The sequence below is a fragment of the Streptomyces sp. NPDC048297 genome (assembly GCF_043201585.1).
GTDB lineage: Bacteria > Actinomycetota > Actinomycetes > Streptomycetales > Streptomycetaceae > Streptomyces.
This window is the reverse complement of record NZ_JBICZA010000001.1, coordinates 377057-392099: the sequence shown is the minus strand read 5'-3', so window position 1 is coordinate 392099 and position 15043 is coordinate 377057. Positions and strand designations below refer to the sequence as shown.

Sequence of the window (15043 nt, the reverse complement as noted above, 5' to 3'; positions counted from 1 at the left end):
GGGGCGTCCGCGATCCGGATGCCCAGGGGGCCTCTCCTCGCGGCGCCGGGGTGCCCGCGGCCGGTGCGCGTCAGATCTTCGGCGCACGTGCCTCGTACGGCGTGGACAGCACGACCGTGGTCCGGGTGGAGACCCCGGCCAGGGAGCGCAGCCGGGTCAGCAGTTCCTCCAGTTCGTGCGGGGTCGCCACACGCACCTTGAGGATGTAGTTCTCGTCGCCGGCGACGCTGTGGCAGGCCTCGATCTCGTGGACGCCGGCGAGGCGGTCCGCGATGTCGTCGGGGGCGCTGGGGTCGAACGGTTTCACCGAGATGAAGGCGGTGAGCGGCAGCCCGACGGCCTCGGGGTCGACCACCGCGGCATAGCCGCGGATGACACCACGCTGTTCGAGCCGGCGCACCCGCTGGTGCACGGCCGACGTCGACAGGCCCGTGGCCTTGCCCAGGTCTGTGTAGCTCATCCGCCCGTCCTTGACGAGCAGCTGCACGATTTGACGGTCCAGCTCCTCCATGGCGTCAGAACCTACAGTGCGTCTGATCTCCTCGGATACCTCTGCGGCGCAGGTCATGCCCAGTTCGTGATGTTCCCGGGAGCACTACGTGAGCGGCCCGGGGCATGGAAGGGGGCCTTTCCGGGGGATGAACGGCGGGCCTTGGCACGAACGGGAGAGGCGGACAAACGGCGCCGCACCGGGCACCTGCACAAGGCATGTGACGAACGCCACATCACTTGGACGCCCTCCGTGATGCTCCCGTGATTACCCCGCAGACGCTGCGGGAAGTGCTTGCTGTGGTCGAGGCCGCAGTGCCTGACCGGCCCAGTCTTAGGGGGAGAATCCCATGCAGAGTGTCAAGCGCCCCGGCCGTTCCGTGTCCAAGCGCCGGCAGCCGGCCGTCGAGCCCGAGCCGGAGGGCGTCGAACCCGAGTTCTTCGAGGTCGAGAACGCCCAGACGGACGACGACGACTACGACACCTTCGAGATGTTCCGCGTGATCTGCCCGGACTGCGCGCAGCCCATCGCGCTGCTGGCGGACGAGGAGATCCTGCCGGAGCACGCGCTGTGCGCCTCGCCGTGGAACCCGTTCGGACTGACGGTCTGCGCGGGCACGGGCCGCAGGGCGACGGAGGCCCGCCCCGCGGACGAGTCCTTCGCCCCACAGGAGCAGGACACCGCCCTGCTGCTGACGCTCCCCCAGGGTCTCGACTGGCGGACGCAGCCCTTCTCGCACGCCGGCGGTCCGGGCTCGCGCCCGATGCGCGTACCGGCGATGCGCCGCCAGGCCGCCTGAGTCCCGCGCGGACCGGCCCGGCTCAGTCCCAGTAGCCGCCCTGCACCATGGCGCGCAGACTGCCGTGGTGCAGGATCAGTGTGTCCGGTTCCGACGGGACGGCGGCCTCGCCGAAGTGGGCCCGGCGGTAGGCGATGCGCAGCATGACGATCGCGTGCCGCAGGGCGGCGTAGAGGGTGTAGAAGTCCATGTCGCGCGGGGTGTGGCCGGTCAGGTCCGCGTAGCGGGCCTCGACGCGGTCGCGGCGCAGGAAGTCGGGCAGACCGCGCTGCCCGGAGGCGACCGTGAGGTCGTGGAAGAAGCGGTGCAGGTAGACGGTCCAGCCGAGATCGACCTCGCGCGGGGCGAGGGCCGCCATCTCCCAGTCGAGGACGGCGACGGGGTCGACGCCGTCGTAGACGACGTTCCCGATGCGCGCGTCCCCCCAGTTGAGGACGGGTTCGCCCGGCTCGTGCGGCCACAGCTGTTCCAGCCGTTCGAAGGCGGCCTCGATGAGCGGCGAGGGGGCCAGCCCGTCGATCACCCAGTGGTAGTAGGCCCGTTGGGTGCCGACGTGCCGGCGCAGGGCGTCACCGTCGCCGGGGGAGGCCAGGAACTCGGCCTCTGTGAGCGGGACTTGGTCGTGCAGCCGGCCGAGCAGCCCGATCGTCGCCGCTTCCAGGTGCTCACACTCGGCGTCGCTCGCGGTGTGCAGCCAACTGCGCTCGTACGTGTACGGCATGACGTCGGGCGGCACGCGTCCTGGCGCGCGTTCCATGACGAAGAACGGTGCCCCGAGGGGGCCGGGGTCCTCCTCCAGCCACAGCACGCGGGGCACCGGAACGTCGGTGTGCTCGGCGACGAGGCGCAGCGTGCGGTACTGGCGGGCCATGTCGTACTCCGGGAAGACGGTGTACGCCGCCGGGTCCGCCGCGAGTCGCGACACGCAGGCGCGCAGGGGTGGTCGGGGGTGCTCGACGTCGAACAGCAGGGTCTCGCTGGACATGCCGTTGGAGGCGGGGACGCTGACGCCGGTGGCCTTCGCTCCGGGCAGCCGGGTGCCGAGCCAGGCGGTGAGACGCCGGGCGAGTTCCTCCGGGGTGGGGTCCCCTCGCGCGAGCGAAGCCGAGCGTGGGGGAGGGTGCCGGCGCGTGGACGGGGAGCCGTGGCCATCTCGCCCTCCTTCCTCAGGGTGCGACCGAGTCGAAGCCGGTGAAGCCGCTCGGGTCGTGGCGGCCGAACGAGCCGTGCTCGAAGATGCCGTGGCCCGTGCGGCCGTCGAGCAGGAAGCGGGCGGCGTGGTCGGTGACGCCGTGGCCGGCGAGGGGGTGCGGTGCCGTCATGTCGTAGACGCGGCGGTCGACCCAGCCGGGTCCCTGCCAGGTGCCGTGCTGCCAGTCGTCGGCCGGTGGACAGCCCGCGCCGACCGCGAGCGGTGAGGAGGTCAGGATCTCCACCTCCAACTCGGCCGGTTCGCGGGGGTCGCCGAGGTGGACGAGGCCGCGTTCGGGGTGACGGGTGCCGGGACGGTAGCCGATCTCGGCCCGGGGCCAGCCCAGTGGCGGTCGCGGTGGCCGGGGCGGACCAGAGTGGCGTCGTTCAGGGAGCGGTAGCCGTCGGCGTCCTCCTGGACGACGACCATCAGGAAGCGGTCCTCGAAGCGGACCGGGCACCAGATCCAGTGGAAGCCCTCGGGCCGGTGCTCCTCGGCGAGCCGGCCGCCGTCCTCGCCGGGCACCGGCCGCACGCCCCAGCTGCGGTCCCGGGTGCCGGTCCAGTCCGCGGCGGTGACCTGGAACTCCTCTCCCCCGGCCCGGATCACGCCCTCGGCCGTGCCCGCCTGCACGAAGCGGCACCCCTCCAGGATGAGCCGGTCTCCGCGGCGCTGCAGGTGGTGCGGCTCCCACAGGGCGGGAAAGGCCGCGGTCCAGGTCAGGTCGTACGACAGCTCGTCCTCGCAGACCAGGCGCAGGCGCCGCAGCGGCTCCAGGACCTCGATGCGCAGCGGGCCCACGGTGAGCCGCGTCCGGTCCTCGCCCAGGGCGTCAGAGGCGCGGACGGCGCGCAGGGTGTTCCCGGTGCGCAGGGTGGCGTAGGCGTCGATCACACCCAGGTTGGGGTGGACACCGAGGCCGAGGATGAGCAGGGCGCGGCCGGTGTGGTCGAAGACGTGGACGATGCAGCGGTCGTAGGCGTTGCGGTCGCCGGTCGCCACGTGCTTCATGGACAGCGGGACCTGGTGGACCGGGTACTCGTCGAGCGGTACGGGACGGTCGTCGGCCATGGGCACCCCCTGGGGACAGTTCGCTGACGGTACGTCAGGTAGTCGCAGGAGGCCGGAGAGCCGACGGGACGGGCGTGAACTCACGCTCGATTCCGCCGGGCGGTGACCTGCGCGGGAGGCACCGCGTTGACCAGGCATGACCCCCACGTACTCGGCCACCGGGCGTCAGCGCCGGATCTTCGTCCCGCGGCCCGCGGAATCGGCTCCGCCGCCGCAGCCGCAGGACCCGCCGATCTACCGCGAGCTGATGCGCGCCTGGGCCGACCGGGGCCGCGCCCTGCCCGGCCGCCAGGATCCGGAATGGATCAGGCTGGCGGCCCCGACGGTGCGCAGGGGGCAGTTCAGCGACCCTCCGGTCCCGCCACGTGACGGGCGATGACCATCCGCTGGATCTGATTGGTGCCCTCGACGATCTGCAGCACCTTGGCCTCGCGCATGTAGCGCTCGGCCGGGAAGTCGGCGGTGAAGCCGTAGCCGCCGAGGATCTGCACGGCGTCGGTGGTGACCCGCATGGCCGTGTCGGTGCAGTGCAGCTTGGCCATGGCGGCCTGCTTGGCGAACGGCTTGCCGGCGTCGCGCAGCCGGGCTGCGGTGAGGTAGAGGGCACGGCCGGCCTCGATCTGGGTGGCCATGTCGGCGATCATGAAGCGCAGGCCCTGGAAGTCGGCGATGGGGCGGCCGAACTGCCGGCGCTGGGTGGCGTAGGAGACCGCCTCGTCCAGCGCCGCCTGGGCCACGCCGACGGCGCACGCCGCGATGCCGAGCCGGCCGGAGTCGAGGGCGGACAGGGCGATGGGGAAGCCCTGGCCCTCCTCGCCGATGCGCCGGTCGTCGGCGACGCGGACGCCGTCGAGGTGCACCTGGGCGGTGGGGCTGCCCTTCATCCCCATCTTCTTCTCGGGCGCCGCGGCGCTCAGCCCCTCGGCGTCGCCCGGCACCAGGAACGCGGTGATCCCGCGCGGGCCGCTCTCGCCGGTGCGGGCCATCACGGTGTAGAAGTCGGCGATGCCGCCGTGGGTGATCCAGGCCTTGGTGCCGGTGAGCACCCAGCTGTCGCCCTCCCGGACGGCCTTGGTGCGCAGCGAGGCGGCGTCCGAGCCGGAGGACGGTTCGGAGAGGCAGTAGGCGCCCAGCAGACCGCCGCCGAGCATCGCGGGCAGGTACTCGACCTGCTGCTGCTTGGTGCCGAACGCGGCGAGGGCGTAGGAGGCGAGCGTGTGCACGCTGACGCCGAGACCGACGGTGAGGCGGGCCATGGCCAGCTCCTCCAGGACCTGGAGGTAGACCTCGTAGGGCTGGTCGCCGCCGCCGTACTCGGCGTCGTACGGCAGGCCCAGCAGGCCGGACTCCGAGAGCAGGGTGAAGACCTCGCGCGGGAAGCGTCCGGTGTCCTCCTCCTCGGCCGCCTTCGGCGCGATCTCGCGCTGCGCGATCTCCCGGACGAGCGCGAGCAGGTCCCGCGCCTCCTCCGTCGGCAGTTGACGCTCCACCGGCTGCGGGTCGCGGTCGGACATGGCGTCGGTCTCCTCCCTGTTCGGGCACATCGGCGGATGTGCGCCTTGGGTGGGGCGGCTCCGCCTGATCGATCCGGTACGTCCGAAGGCGTCCGCTCCCGGGTCTCGGAAGGGGCTGACCAGCGGCTCCGTGCCGTGAGTATGCCCGATCGGGAACCTCCCGTCACCAGTTAACGACCGCTTACTTCAAGAATCCAGCCGGAACCTCACAGGCACCGACATTGGTCCGAACCATTGACCTGCCGGTCCACTCCTGCCACGGGGGCCAGGGGGCGGGTCGAGGCGTGCGGCGGTGGGGCGGCGGAGGGGTGCGGTGGCGGGTCGGCCGAGAGGAGCGGCAGTGGGCCGGCCGAGGCGTGCGACGGTGGGCCGGCCGAGGCATGCGGCAGCGGGTCAGCCGCGGCGTGCGGCAGCAGGCCGATCGAGGCAGGCACCGGCTGATCCGATCGAGGCGCGCGACGGCGGTCCGGGCAAGGCACACGGCAGCAGGCCCGGCCGAGGCATGCGGCGAGGGGCGAGCAAGGCGAGCGACGGTGGGCCGTGCGACGGGGGCCGACCAAGGCGTGCGGCGGTGGGCCGATCGAGGCGAGCGACAGCGGACCGGCCGAAGCGCGCAACAGCAGGCTGATCAAGACATGCGACGGCGGGCCAACCAAGACACACAACGGCGGGCCGGTCCAGGCATGCGGCACCATGCCGACCAAAGCGCACGGCAGCGGGCCGACCGAGGCTTGCGACAGCGGGCCGATCAAGACATACGGCAGTAGGCCAGCCGAGGCACGCGACGGTGGGCCGGTCGACGCATGCGGCGCCAGGCCCACCAAAGCGCACGACAGCAGGCCGGCCAAGGCATACGGCGCCAGGCCGGCCGCGGCACGCGGCACGCGGCAGCAGGGCCGTCGAAGTGTGGTCGTCAGTTGGCGCGGCGGGCCGGTGGTGGGGCTGGGTGAGAAGGGGAGAGTTCCTCGACTGCGCGCAGGACGCCGCCCAGGGTCTTCACCAGCAGTTCGCGCATGGTGTCGCGGGAGAGTCCGGGGCGGTCGATCCAGTCGAGGGTGGCCCCCTCGACGCTGCACACCCAGGAGAGCAGCCCCATGTGGGCCACGGGGGCGATGTCGCCGCGGCCGTAGGCGCCCTCGGCGATGGTGTGGACGATCGCCTCGCGGACCCCGTCCCGGATGGCGTGCACCTCGGCGTCGAAGCCCACACCGCCGCTGACGATGGTGCGGTACGCGGCCTGGTGGTCCTCGGCGAAGCGCAGATAGCTGTCGATGGTGCGGTGGACGCGGTCGACGGCGGGCAGTTCGAGGCCGCTCGCGGCGAAGGTGACCAGATCGGCGACGGAGTCCTGGATGATCGCCAGGTAGTAGCCGCGCTTGGACCCGAAGTAGTAGTAGATCAGCCCCTTGGCGACCCGCGCCTGCCGGGCGATGTCGTCCATGGACAGCGCGTCGTAGGACGTGTCCGCGAACAACGTGCGTCCGATGGCGATCAGTTCGGTGCGGCGCGCCACGGAGCGCTCGGTTCCGCGCACCCGGGTCCGGGAACCCCCCGCGGGAGCGGAACCCGGCGCTTCGGGAAGGGCGGCGGCACGCTGCTGACGCATAGTCAATTTCGACCCTGGTCTGGGAGTCGGCGGGACCTCCGCAGTATGTCAGAACATGCCGCCCGGATGACCGGGCCGGTTCAGAGCAGCCCGAGCTGCGTCACGAGCATCGCGACCACGACGACGAGCGTCCAGCCCATCACGTGCTCGAGGATCTTCGGGCCGTCTTCGCGCGGGCCGCCGGTGCGGGCGCGGGTGCCGAAGCGGGTGACGGTGCCGACGCGGGTGGCGGTGGCCTGGTGTGCGGTCATGGTTTCTCGCAGAGGTCGGACGTACAGAGCGGAGCCCCCACCCATTTGTCCACCTTGCCACCCGCGACGGCGTTTGCGGCGGAGACGTTGCTCACACGCTCAGCGCACACCCACCGCGGCGAGTGCCTTGCGCTGGCACGGGCTGGGGTCGGCCGGGAAGTACAGGTAGCAGACCCCGCCGGTGCCCGAGGAGACGCCGCCCGAGGCGTTGTGGCGCTTGGTCCGCAGCCAGATGTTCTCCCACTCGCGCCGCAGGTAGACCCGCCGCACGGCGGGATCGTCCGGCGAGGCCGGGTCGTTGGCGATCACGTCGCCGTCCGCCGTGAAGCCGATCACCGTCATCAGATGGCCGGAGGTGCCGTAGCCGGCGCCGGTCAGCTCGGTCTTCAGGAAGGACTGGGACGTTATGGCCGGGATGCCGGCCGCGATCAGGGTCTCCAGCTCGGTGAGTGAGGCGAGGCGGGTGACCACGCCCTGGAGCCCTGGGTAACTGGCCGCGTAGGCGGCGTTGAAGGGCCAGTTGCCGCAGCCGCCGTACTGGTAGTCGTAGGTGAAGCGGGCCGCGTGGTCCACCTGCGGGTCGGCGTAGGCCGGGTCGACCCAGGACAGCTGCTCGGGGGTGAGCCGGCCGCCCCAGTACTCGATGATCATCTGCGAGGAGGTGGGGCTGCACCAGGCCTCGCCGCCGTTGTCGTACTCCGGGTACTGCCCCTTGTGGATCTCCTGGGAGAAGCGCGGGACGGCCAGTTCCTGGGCGAGACCAGGGGTGGAGGCGGGGACCGTGAAGCGGTCGGGGATGTCGGAGCCCATGGCGCCGAGACGCCAGACCGTCGGAGTGAGGTGGGTGCCCGGCGTGCGGTAGAGGGTCAGCCGCAGCCGGTACGAGACCAGGCGCAGACCGGTGCTCGCATCGTCGATGGCGAAGGTGTCGGTCCAGATGCTGCTCTTGCCGTCGGTCTGGTCGTCGACCGAGGTCCGCTTGATGTCCTGGTCGCCGGCCGCCCAGCGGCCCATCACGTACCAGGGGGTGGCGGTGCCGTCGGTGTACGTGCCCTGCAGTTCGACCTGGAGCCAGGTGCCGTCCGGGGTGTGCGCGTTCCAGGAGGCGATGACCTCGGTGGCGGGCACGCCCAGCCGGTGGACCGGGGAGGTCCAGGTGGCGTACTCCCAGGTGGCGGTGGTGCCGGTGTGCGGGTCGGTGTAGTCGGTGCTGCCCGCGGCGGCGCCGATCACGGCTCCGGGCCGCCGGCCGGAGACCAGCCGCACGCCCTGCGCGGCGCCGCTGCGCCAGTCGCTGTACGTGGTCCAGGACTGGTAGTCGATGGGCCGGCTCGGGGCCCCCTTGGCGTCGTCGTCGGCGACCGAGGCGGTGACGGCGGCCGCGGGGGACGTTCCCGCGGCCACCGCGGCGGCGACGGCAACGGCGAGAACGGTTCTGCGGGACGGCTGTTGGGCTCTGCTCATGGGCGTGCTTACCCCCAGGTGGGCGAGTCGGGGCCGGTGCGGTGCACGGTGTGTGGGCCAACTATGGAGCAGGCGCGACGGCCCCTGCCAGCGCTTCGCCGCATGCCGCGCCACCAATTTTGGTCTGGACCACTGAAGGGGAAGCGGGCAGCACCCGGCCCGTCCGAGCAGGTCCAGCGCCATTAGGCTGGCCCCTGAGAGCCTCCCCCTTCACCGCACCACTTCCTAAGAACCTCGCCACACCGCACCACTCCCTAAGAGCCACCCCACGCCGCACCACTCCCCCAGAGCCCCCCACACCGCACCACCCCTCGGGATTCGCCATTCACGACCTCGCCGCCCGGCTGCGCGGGCTTCCCCCTTCCCTGGGGCCGGTCCGTCTCGTCGGCGTCGACGGGCACGCCGGTTCCGGGAAGTCGACCTTCGCCGGCCGGCTGGCCGCCGCGCTGGGCGGGGCCCCGGTGCTGCGCCTCGACGACATCGCCAGCCACGAGGAGCTGTTCGGCTGGACCGACCGGCTCATGACCCAGGTGATCGAGCCCCTCGGCCGCGGCGAGAGCGCGCGGTACACCCCCTACGACTGGGTCGCCCGCGCGTTCGGCCCGCCGCGCCCGCTGCCGCCCGCGCCGGTGGTCGTCGTCGAGGGAGTCGGGGCCGGCCGCCGGGCCCTGCGGCCGCATCTGGCGCTGCTGCTGTGGATGGAGCTGCCCCAGGAGCGGTCCTGGGCGCGCGGGCGGCTGCGGGACGGGGACGAGCAGCGGGAGTTCTGGGACGGATGGGTGCGCGCCGAGCACGCGCACTTCACCGAAGACCCCTCGCGCCCCCACGCCGATCTCCTGGTGCGCCAGACGCCCGAGGGGTACGAGATGCTCACGGGGCCCGCGGGCACCCATGGACCGGACCAAGATGTCACCCACCGTGACGGACCGTCGGCAATGTGCTGAACCTGTGAAGACCGTTGCGAGCGAACTTCCGGGAGTGCCTCAACTCCGCTTGACCCGGGGGCCGTACAGGTCTTACGTTCTCAATGTGCGGCTTTCGGAGTCGCCCGCAGACACGAAGCCCCCGGTTGTTCCCCCGTGATCGGGGGCTTCGTTCTGCCCTGGGCCGGTTTTCCGGCCTCCTCGCGCACCGATCCGCGCACCGATCCGCTCACCCTCGGTCACCGTTCATGGGTGCGCCCCATCTGCTCCCACCTCGCAGAACGCCCGGTGCGACACCCTTCGGTGTGCGCACTTCGCACAGGTACGATGCCCTCGGTGCGACCTTCGAGCTGCTGCCTCGCACCTGCAACTCCGGTCCGCGGCACGGCGGTTCGACCGCGGCAACCACCGGGCGCCTGCCCGGTGGCGAACCAACGGGGGTCGGTCTGTGGGGGACGGGATGGACTTCGGCACGCAGGGCCCCGAGGCCCCGGCCGACCTCGCCTGGACGCGAGGTGTGGACGCCTACACGATGGGGGCCTATCCGCAGGCGGAGGAGGAGTTCCGCGCCGCGGTCCGGCTGGACCCAGGGATGGCGGACGCCTGGCTCGGGCTGCACGCGCTGCGCGTGGACACGACGACCGCGCTGCTGCGGATGTTCCGGCACCGGGACCGCTTCGGGCAGCAGCGCGCCCGGCACCGCCGGACCCTCAACTCCTGGTACTGGCTGGGCTGGTGGGTGCAGCCGGTGCTGGAGAGCCCCCGGGACCTGCTGCTGGCGCACGCCTCGCACTGGCTGGACGGCCGGCACGTTCCCGAGCTGGACCGGGCACTGGCCGGGCTGCCGCCGATCGACACCGACCCCCAGGTCCGCTTTCTGCACGCGTGCCGCGCCTATCTGGTCAAGGACTGGGACCAGCTGGTCCGGCACACCGACCCGCTGCTCGACGACCCTCTGCTCGGCATCGAGGCCGGCCTGTTCGGCGGGATGGCCCGGGTGCGGCTGGAGATGTACGGGCACGCGGAGCCACTGCTGTCGGCGGCGCTGATGCGGTGCCGCAGCGAGCAGCCGCAGCGCAAGGAGCTGCGGTACTGGCTGGCGCGCGCGCACGAGGGCACCGGGCGCAGCGCCGCCGCGCTCCCCCTGTACCGGGCGGTGCACCGGGTGGATCCCGCCTTCATGGACACCTCGGCCCGGCTCGCCGCGATCGCCGAGGGCGACGGCTACGAGGATCCGGTCGACTTCGCCGCCGTCACGCTGACCGGCGCAGGGCAGGACGTGGTGGACGGTCCTGACATGCTCGATCCGCTCTTCGGCACCGAGGGCCGGGATCTGCGGCTGCCCGATCCGGATCTGCCGACCGGGCCCATCCCGTCGGTCCCCGACGTGGGGGTGCGGGCGAAGAGCGGTGTGCCGTCCGCGGCCTCGCCGTTACCGGCGGGGCCGACGGATCCCGCGCTGCTGGAGGAGGCGCTCGCGGAGCTGGAGTGCATGGTGGGGCTCGAACCGGTCAAACGCCAGGTCAAGGCGCTCTCCGCGCAGTTGAACATGGCGCGGCTGCGCGCCGGGCAGGGGCTGCCGGTGCAGCCGCCGAAGCGGCACTTCGTCTTCTCCGGGCCCTCGGGCACCGGGAAGACCACGGTGGCCCGGATCCTCGGCCGGGTCTTCTACGCGCTCGGCCTGCTCGGCGGCGACCACCTCGTGGAGGCCCAGCGGGCCGATCTGGTCGGCGAGTATCTGGGGCAGACGGCCGTGAAGGCCAACGAGCTGATCGACTCAGCGATCGGCGGCGTCCTGTTCGTGGACGAGGCGTACTCGCTGTCCAACTCCGGGTACGGCAAGGGGGACGCGTACGGGGACGAGGCGCTGCAGGTGCTGCTGAAGCGCGCCGAGGACAACCGCGACCACCTCGTCGTGATCCTCGCCGGCTACCCGGAGGGCATGGACCGGCTGCTGGCCGCCAACCCCGGTCTGTCCTCCCGTTTCACCACCCGCGTGGACTTCCCCTCCTACCGGCCGGCGGAACTCACCGAGATCGGCAAGGTGCTCGCGGCGGAGAACGGCGATCTGTGGGACGCGGAGGCCCTGGAGGAGCTGCGCTCCATCGCCGGGCACGTGGTCGACCAGGGGTGGCTCGACGAACTGGGCAACGGACGGTTCCTGCGGACCCTGTACGAGAAGAGCTGCGCGTACCGGGATCTGCGGTTGTCGACGTATCCCGGCGCGCTGTCCCGCGACGACCTGGCAACGCTGCGGCTGCCTGATCTGATGCAGGCGTACGGCGAGGTGCTGTCGGGCCGGGGACCACACGATCCGTCGGCCATGTAGGTGCCGCGGGCCGGCGCCGGCCGGGGGTGGGTGTCGCTTGCCCTCGCTTGCGGGGCGCCGCCGCGCCCACCCGTGCCGCCCCAGCGGCACGACTGCCCGCAGCTGTGGCGACGGTACGCCTCCGCAGTCACCTGCGGCCGCATGGCTACGGCGGCCATGCAGCCGCAGGTGACTGCGGAGGCCATGCAGCCGACGAGGCCGCAGCCCCCCAGGGGCGCGGGGAACTGCGCGACCAGCCCCCACGCGCCCGCACCCGGAGTACGACCGTCCCAGCGGCGCGCCACCGCTACGTCGCCAGCGCCTGCTCCGGCTCTCCGCTGGGCCTCGGCTCGGAGAGCCTCACCTCGGCCGGGTGGGGAACGGCCCGGTGCGCGGGATCGCGCACCTCGCCGACCAGGAGTTCGAGGACGTCCTCCATGGCGACCAGGCCGAGGACCCTGCCGGAGGTGTCCGCCACCTGGGCCAGGTGCGTGGCCGCCCGGCGCATGACGGTGAGCGCGTCGTCGAGCGGCAGCTCCGAGCGGAGCGTGGCCATCGGGTGCCATATCTGCTGGGGCACGGCGCGGTCGGAGTCCTCGAGGTCGAGGACGTCCTTGACGTGGACGTAGCCCATGTAGGCGCCCTTGTCGGCGGAGACCGGGAAGCGGGAGTACCCCGTGCGGGCCGTCAGCTGGACGATCTCCCCCGGCGTGACCGACGGGGGCACCGTGACCAGGGACTCGCGCGGCAGGAGGACGTCGGTGACCGGGCGGGAGCCCAGTTCCAGGGCGTCTTCGAGGCGCTCCTGCTCCTCGGGGTCGAGCAGGCCCGCCTGTCCGGAGTCCTCCAGCAGGACGGTGAGCTGCTCGCTGGTGACGACGGCCTCGACCTCGTCTTTGGGGTCGACCCGGAAGAGCCGCAGGATGCCGCGGGCGCAGGCGCCGAGGGACACCGTGATCGGCCTGCAGATACGGGCGAAGTACACCAGGCCGGGGCTGAGCCACAGCGCCGCCTTCTCGGGCGCCGCCATGGCGAGGTTCTTCGGGACCATCTCGCCGACGACGAGGTGGAAGAAGACCACCGCGGCGAGCGCGATCACGTACCCCAGCGGGTGGATCACGCCGTCGGGGAGGTGGGCCGCCTCGAAGACCGGCTCCAGCAGATGGGCCACCGTGGGCTCGGCCACGGCGCCCAGGGTCAGGGAGCAGACGGTGATGCCGAACTGGGCCGCGGCCATCATCTGCGGCAGCCGCTCCAGGCCGTAGAGCACCTGCCGGGCGCGTGCGGTGCCGAGCGGTTCGATCTGGCTGCGGCGCACGGAGACGAGCGCGAACTCGGCGCCGACGAAGAAGCCGTTGGCGAGCACGAGCAGCGCGGCGAAGAACAGTTGGAGGACGCTCATCGGACGGACTCCGCCACGTTCAGGGCCGGGGCCGTGCGGACCAGGCGGACCCGTTCGGCGCGGTAGTGGCCGACCTGGCGCACGGAGAGCCGCCAGCCGGGCAGTTCGGCCCGGTCACCGGGGACCGGGATGCGGCCGAGCAGGTCGGCGACCAGGCCGGCGACGGTCTCGTAGGGGCCCTCGGGCACGTCGAGGCCTATGCGCTGCAGGATGTCGACACGGCAGCTGCCGTCCGCGTCCCAGGCGGGCTTTCCGTCCTCCGGCGGGGCGGCGGCGAGTTCGGGCGTGTCCTGGCGGTCGTGCTCGTCGCGGACCTCGCCGACGAGTTCCTCCACGATGTCCTCCAGCGTGACCACGCCCGCCGTGCCGCCGTACTCGTCGACGACGACGGCGATGGGCTGCTCGCTGCGCAGGCGCGCCAGCAGGGGCTGGACCGGCAGGGTCTCGGGGACGAGCAGGGCCTTGCGGGCGATCCGGCTGACGGGAGTGCGCAGCCGGTCGTGCGCCGGGACGGCCAGGGCGTCCTTGAGGTGGACCATGCCGACGACCTCGTCGATCTTCTCCCGGTAGACGGGGAAGCGGGACAGACCGGTGGCGCGTGTGAGGTTGACCACGTCCTCGGCGGTGGCCGAGTCCTGGAGCGCGCTGACCTTCACGCGCGGGGTCATCACGTGCTGGGCGGTCAGGTCGCCGAGGGACAGGGTGCGCACGAACAGGTCCGCCGTGTCCTGTTCCAGGGCGCCGGCCTGTGCGGAGTGCCTGGCCAGGGAGACCAGCTCGCCGGGGGTGCGGGCGGAGGCCAGTTCCTCGGCGGGTTCCACACCGAGGGCGCGCACCAGCCGGTTGGCGACGGTGTTGAGCGCGGAGATCACCGGGCGGAACAGGTGGGAGAAGCGGCGCTGCGGGCCGGCGACGAAGCGGGCGACCTGCAGCGGCTTGGACACCGCCCAGTTCTTGGGTACGAGTTCGCCGATCACCATCTGCACCGCCGAGGCGAGCAGCATGCCGACGACCACGGCGACACCGGAGACGGCGCCCGCGGGGACGCCGATCGCGGTGAAGGGGCCGCTGAGCAGCCCGGCCAGCGCCGGTTCGGCGAGCATGCCGACGACGAGGGAGGTGATGGTGATGCCGAGCTGGGTGCCGGAGAGCTGGAAGGAGAGTTCCTTCAGCGACTCGACGACCGTCGCGGCGCGTCTGTCGCCCTCGGCGGCGGCCTTCTCGGCGTCCGGTCGCTCGACCGTGACCAGGCCGAACTCGGCGGCGACGAAGAAGCCGTTCGCAAGGATCAACACGAAAGCCGCTCCGAGGAGCAGCAGGGGGATGGTCACGATGCCACCGCCTCCCCGCACGTATGTCGGGTCGGGGCGGCGCAGGTACTGCAGGACGATCCGTCCATCGCTGGAGGGAGTCACTCCTCGGGTAGCAGGAACCCCTGGACGCCGTGTGGCGTGCAGGGATGAAGGCGCGGCGAAACCGCCTCCGTCACCAGATTAATCAAGACACGGGCATCGCGGGCAGGGCAAGTGCCCCGGAGTCAGCCCTGATCTTGTCCCTTCCGGGTCGCCGGGTGGGATTCGACGAGGGTCCGCAGGGCGAGCGCGTCGGCGATGGCGCGCTGCTTGGCGAGGCCCGGCTGGATGCCGAGCGCGGGCAGGCTGGTGCCGTCGCTGAGGTCGAGGAACACCCAGGGGTCGCCCGTACGGAGGTTCACCCGGAGGATCTCCTCCCAGGCCAGGCGCCGCTTGCTGAGGATGTTGACCACGGTGACGCCCGACTCGTCGGCGACGACCCTGACCCGGGAGATCTGGGCCAGTGCCCAGAAGACCAGCGCGCCGGTGAGGAAGAAGCTGAAGCCCTCCCCCGGGCCGAGGCCCAGCAGCACGGCGACCCCGGAGAGGACCAGGAAGATCGCCGCGCCGGCCGTGAGCAGGATCACTCGGGTGTGGCCGGGCCGGAAGGTGACCGGAAGGGCGGGACGATCGGGAAGCTCGGACATCTGACTCTCGGACAGCTGGGTCTC

The 15043-nt window shown here is 72.2% G+C and carries 13 protein-coding genes and 1 pseudogene; 4 read left to right on the top strand and 10 right to left on the bottom strand.

Translation table 11 applies throughout. The annotated features are described in order from the left end of the window. Positions 1 to 70: 70 nt before the first annotated feature. Positions 71 to 511 (bottom strand): Lrp/AsnC family transcriptional regulator, encoded by a 441-nt coding sequence (locus tag ACGFYV_RS01775; RefSeq protein ID WP_393876329.1) that lies wholly within the window; start codon positions 509 to 511, stop codon positions 71 to 73. A 328-nt stretch (positions 512 to 839) separates the two neighbouring features. Here ACGFYV_RS01775 and ACGFYV_RS01770 point away from each other — a divergent pair, with 328 nt between their 5' ends. Then, positions 840 to 1289, top strand: coding sequence for a hypothetical protein (locus tag ACGFYV_RS01770; protein ID WP_393876328.1), 450 nt, complete (start codon positions 840 to 842; stop codon positions 1287 to 1289). A 22-nt stretch (positions 1290 to 1311) separates the two neighbouring features. Here the strand turns inward: ACGFYV_RS01770 and ACGFYV_RS01765 are convergent, their stop codons facing one another. Both ACGFYV_RS01765 and ACGFYV_RS01760 read right to left on the bottom strand, forming a co-directional pair. Next, complete coding sequence (locus tag ACGFYV_RS01765) at positions 1312 to 2274, bottom strand: phosphotransferase family protein (RefSeq protein ID WP_393876327.1); 963 nt, start codon at positions 2272 to 2274, stop codon at positions 1312 to 1314. Between the two features lie 181 nt (positions 2275 to 2455). Further along, positions 2456 to 3552 (bottom strand): annotated as a pseudogene (locus ACGFYV_RS01760) (hypothetical protein). Between the two features lie 136 nt (positions 3553 to 3688). On the opposite strand from ACGFYV_RS01760, the gene ACGFYV_RS01755 reads away from it, so the two are divergent. After that, positions 3689 to 3931 (top strand): hypothetical protein, encoded by a 243-nt coding sequence (locus tag ACGFYV_RS01755; protein WP_393876326.1) that lies wholly within the window; start codon positions 3689 to 3691, stop codon positions 3929 to 3931. Here ACGFYV_RS01755 and ACGFYV_RS01750 read toward each other — a convergent pair. The 4 genes from ACGFYV_RS01750 to ACGFYV_RS01735 all read right to left on the bottom strand — a co-directional run bounded on the left by ACGFYV_RS01750 (position 3894) and on the right by ACGFYV_RS01735 (position 8387). Then, positions 3894 to 5066 (bottom strand): acyl-CoA dehydrogenase family protein, encoded by a 1173-nt coding sequence (locus tag ACGFYV_RS01750; RefSeq protein ID WP_393876325.1) that lies wholly within the window; start codon positions 5064 to 5066, stop codon positions 3894 to 3896. The two genes, ACGFYV_RS01755 and ACGFYV_RS01750, sit on opposite strands and share 38 nt — an antisense overlap. A 913-nt stretch (positions 5067 to 5979) precedes the next feature. Further along, positions 5980 to 6672 carry a TetR/AcrR family transcriptional regulator gene (locus ACGFYV_RS01745; protein ID WP_393876324.1) on the bottom strand — a complete coding sequence of 231 codons (693 nt, stop codon included), beginning with the start codon at positions 6670 to 6672 and terminating at the stop codon, positions 5980 to 5982. A gap of 80 nt (positions 6673 to 6752) precedes the next feature. After that, positions 6753 to 6923 (bottom strand): SCO1431 family membrane protein, encoded by a 171-nt coding sequence (locus ACGFYV_RS01740; RefSeq protein WP_393876323.1) that lies wholly within the window; start codon positions 6921 to 6923, stop codon positions 6753 to 6755. Between the two features lie 99 nt (positions 6924 to 7022). Then, positions 7023 to 8387, bottom strand: a complete 1365-nt coding sequence (locus tag ACGFYV_RS01735; protein WP_393876322.1) for a peptidase C39 family protein — start codon at positions 8385 to 8387, stop codon at positions 7023 to 7025. Positions 8388 to 8710: 323 nt separating this feature from the next. Here ACGFYV_RS01735 and ACGFYV_RS01730 point away from each other — a divergent pair, with 323 nt between their 5' ends. Next, entirely contained in the window at positions 8711 to 9331 is a 621-nt protein-coding gene (locus ACGFYV_RS01730) for a hypothetical protein (protein WP_393876385.1), read from the top strand. Positions 9332 to 9770: 439 nt separating this feature from the next. Next, a complete protein-coding gene (locus tag ACGFYV_RS01725; protein WP_393876321.1) occupies positions 9771 to 11639 on the top strand; it encodes an AAA family ATPase in 1869 nt (622 codons plus the stop codon). A gap of 286 nt (positions 11640 to 11925) precedes the next feature. Here the strand turns inward: ACGFYV_RS01725 and ACGFYV_RS01720 are convergent, their stop codons facing one another. The 3 genes from ACGFYV_RS01720 to ACGFYV_RS01710 all read right to left on the bottom strand — a co-directional run bounded on the left by ACGFYV_RS01720 (position 11926) and on the right by ACGFYV_RS01710 (position 15019). Then, positions 11926 to 13020 carry a hemolysin family protein gene (locus ACGFYV_RS01720; RefSeq protein ID WP_393876320.1) on the bottom strand — a complete coding sequence of 365 codons (1095 nt, stop codon included), beginning with the start codon at positions 13018 to 13020 and terminating at the stop codon, positions 11926 to 11928. Continuing rightward, entirely contained in the window at positions 13017 to 14351 is a 1335-nt protein-coding gene (locus ACGFYV_RS01715; protein WP_393876319.1) for a hemolysin family protein, read from the bottom strand. Before ACGFYV_RS01715 ends, ACGFYV_RS01720 begins: the two co-directional genes overlap by 4 nt. 206 nt (positions 14352 to 14557) lie before the next feature. Beyond that, entirely contained in the window at positions 14558 to 15019 is a 462-nt protein-coding gene (locus ACGFYV_RS01710) for a PH domain-containing protein (protein ID WP_393876384.1), read from the bottom strand. Positions 15020 to 15043: the final 24 nt, after the last annotated feature.

Bases quoted from the DNA above. Each gene is read 5' to 3' on its own strand.
- ACGFYV_RS01775 (WP_393876329.1), bottom strand. From the start codon at position 511: ATGGAGGAGCTGGACCGTCAAATCGTGCAGCTGCTCGTCAAGGACGGG.
- ACGFYV_RS01770 (WP_393876328.1), top strand. From the start codon at position 840: ATGCAGAGTGTCAAGCGCCCCGGCCGTTCCGTGTCCAAGCGCCGGCAG.
- ACGFYV_RS01765 (WP_393876327.1), bottom strand. From the start codon at position 2,274: ATGTCCAGCGAGACCCTGCTGTTCGACGTCGAGCACCCCCGACCACCC.
- ACGFYV_RS01755 (WP_393876326.1), top strand. From the start codon at position 3,689: ATGACCCCCACGTACTCGGCCACCGGGCGTCAGCGCCGGATCTTCGTC.
- ACGFYV_RS01750 (WP_393876325.1), bottom strand. From the start codon at position 5,066: ATGTCCGACCGCGACCCGCAGCCGGTGGAGCGTCAACTGCCGACGGAG.
- ACGFYV_RS01745 (WP_393876324.1), bottom strand. From the start codon at position 6,672: ATGCGTCAGCAGCGTGCCGCCGCCCTTCCCGAAGCGCCGGGTTCCGCT.
- ACGFYV_RS01740 (WP_393876323.1), bottom strand. From the start codon at position 6,923: ATGACCGCACACCAGGCCACCGCCACCCGCGTCGGCACCGTCACCCGC.
- ACGFYV_RS01735 (WP_393876322.1), bottom strand. From the start codon at position 8,387: ATGAGCAGAGCCCAACAGCCGTCCCGCAGAACCGTTCTCGCCGTTGCC.
- ACGFYV_RS01725 (WP_393876321.1), top strand. From the start codon at position 9,771: ATGGACTTCGGCACGCAGGGCCCCGAGGCCCCGGCCGACCTCGCCTGG.
- ACGFYV_RS01720 (WP_393876320.1), bottom strand. From the start codon at position 13,020: ATGAGCGTCCTCCAACTGTTCTTCGCCGCGCTGCTCGTGCTCGCCAAC.
- ACGFYV_RS01710 (WP_393876384.1), bottom strand. From the start codon at position 15,019: ATGTCCGAGCTTCCCGATCGTCCCGCCCTTCCGGTCACCTTCCGGCCC.